We start from the raw sequence: 2,330 nt of genomic DNA on the forward strand, positions 1-2,330 counted from the left end.
TCGTTGATCATTACGCGAATGCGCACGATCCTGAGTTGGCGTTTGCCCTCGGGCGAATACTGGAGCATCAGGGTTTCCGGATCCATGTCCCCGCGTCACAACACCGATCGGGTATGGCACACATATCGATCGGTGACGTCGAAACTGCCCGCCAATTGGCGACGGATAATATCCGCCTGCTGGCTGAGTTTGCACGCGAGGGTTGTCCGATCATCTGTACCGAGCCGGCTGCGGCGTTGTGCCTCAAGGTCGAGTATCCACGGCTACTGGATCATCCCGACGTCCAGCTGGTTGCGGACCATGTTGTGGAAGCGGGCCACTTTCTGGCGGATCTTCAGGCCCGTGGAGACATGCGGACCGATTTTCAATCACTGCCGTTGACCGCCGCCTATCACACGCCTTGCCATCTGCGTGCGCTGGGAAAGGGTACCCCTCTACTACAAATTTGTCGTTTGATTCCCCAACTCGTGATCACTGATACCGATCATGGTTGCTCGGGAATGGCTGGTACGTTTGGGTTGTCGCGTGAAAACTTTGAGGAATCGCTCGCAATCGGACATGACCTGATCGAGCAAATGCGATCGGACCAAATCGAATTTGGCATGACCGAATGCAGCAGTTGCAAATTTCAGATGGAACAGCAGTCGCCTACGCCGACGCTGCACCCATTGAAAGTTCTGGCACTCGCTTATGGGCTGATGCCCGAGATTCGTAAACGGTTGCGGCCCAATCTGAAGAAGCTGGTGACGTCGTGACCGCGTCGGGGCGGAATAAATTGCTGAGGACGCGTCACACCACTCCCTACTCGCTCATGAGTTCTCTGTCGTTGGCCGTAAAAAATCCCTGTGCCGCTCTACGGAAAGTGTGAGTCGGCACAGGGCGTTCAAGCCATCAACGGTGGTCCGGGCAGGCCATGGCTGACAGCCGCCAACACCGCCAAATCAGTCTTCCAGCGGCAGCCAGAGCGCTTCGGTGAAGCGGTCAAACGCGTTGGCGTCGCAGGTCGTCTGAATGATTTCCGCCACTTCGTAATCGTTGAAATGTTCTTTCAAGCGACTGATGTCTTCGTCAACGATCGTCTGCGGCAGCGTCGTCAGCTTGCGGGCAAAGCGCAGGGCTTCGGCGTTTGCGGGACGTGCAGCCCCTTCCAGTTGTTTGAACGAATACAAAACTCCTTCATCCCCACCTGAAGCCAGGTAGCGGGCTCGTGCATGTTCTGCAGCGTACCAGGCTCGATTCTCCCGTGAGGTGACCCAGGCGATCAGAATGCGGAGTTCCGGAGACGTTTTTCCTTCACGTGCCATAGCCTGTTTCTGCCCCCAGGCGTCGAGTGCGACAGAGAGGTCGGACAGAGCCTGGAACCAGACAGGAGGGGTGACGCCGGGGCTGAGTCGAGCGAGGACCTTCTTGGCGTTCTCCATTTTGGGGAGTTCGACGCCGGGCTTTCTTCCGTGAGCCTTCTTAATCGCTGCCTCGACATCGTCACGGCTTTCCCACTCTGGCCGCGGCTTCAGTTCCGTGGGAATCACCTTCGAGGGAAGATTCGAGAACTCGGGGGATGTGGGAGTGTCCAGTTCGCTGTGCTCTTCGCCACCGAAGGACTGGTCCTGGGGGATCCCCGTTGAGGCCGTCCAGCGATTGACTGCGTTGTACCGGCTGACAGTGTAAATGATGTCGATCACTTCCGGGTCAGGGAACTGCTGCTTGAGTTCAGCGAGGTCCTGTTGAGTAAACAGGTGCGGGGTGAGTGTCAGCTTCCGCGTGGCCTTCATCGCGGCCTGTTCCCCGGCGGGAAACAGGTCCCAACGGGCATCCAGCGAAGCGACCTGGTCATCGGTCATCCCGACTCGCTTCAGCTTCAGTTCCTGGTGTCCCAGGCAATACTGACAGTCATTGGCACGTGAAACAATCCAGAACAGGCGAGTCTTGAACCCATAAGAGGGATCGGCTTCCATCCTTTTCAGGAGTGCGGCGGTTCCTCCGCTGGGGCGAGTGGCTGAGCTGCTTCCCCACCCGGGAACGAGAAATGACTGCCAGGCGGGAGGAAGATACAGTGCGCGAAGACGTCCATTGTTGACCAGCGGTCGTCCTGATGCGATTTCCTGTTCGGTCGGTGGTGGCAATGGCAGACGCGAAGTTCGCTCTTTCAGAGCCTGAATCCGCTTCTTCATTTCCGGGCGTGTTGGAGCCAGGTCGGAGTCGGCCAGTGCCATTGATGTGCTGGCAATCGGAATCAGTAGGCAGAGCCACCATTTTTTGATCAGCATTGAGGACCTCTTCTTCATTGGGGAAAAATCGTAATCTCGGGGGAAGTGCCAACGATGTAGGTC

General features: G+C 57.3%; 2 protein-coding genes. One reads left to right on the top strand and one right to left on the bottom strand.

The window, feature by feature from the left end:
• A partial coding sequence (locus VGE80_RS18855) for a heterodisulfide reductase-related iron-sulfur binding cluster (protein ID WP_440593736.1) occupies window positions 1-755 on the top strand: 755 nt, incomplete at its 5' end.
• Window positions 756-941: 186 nt separating this feature from the next.
• On the opposite strand, the gene VGE80_RS18860 is transcribed toward VGE80_RS18855, so the two are convergent.
• Window positions 942-2,267: a carboxymuconolactone decarboxylase family protein gene (locus VGE80_RS18860; protein ID WP_373653551.1), complete on the bottom strand. Its 1,326-nt coding sequence runs from the start codon at window positions 2,265-2,267 to the stop codon at window positions 942-944.
• Between the last annotated feature and the right edge of the window lie 63 nt (window positions 2,268-2,330).

The organism is Schlesneria sp. (assembly GCF_036405755.1).
In the GTDB taxonomy this organism is placed as follows: Bacteria; Planctomycetota; Planctomycetia; order Planctomycetales; family Planctomycetaceae; genus Schlesneria; species Schlesneria sphaerica.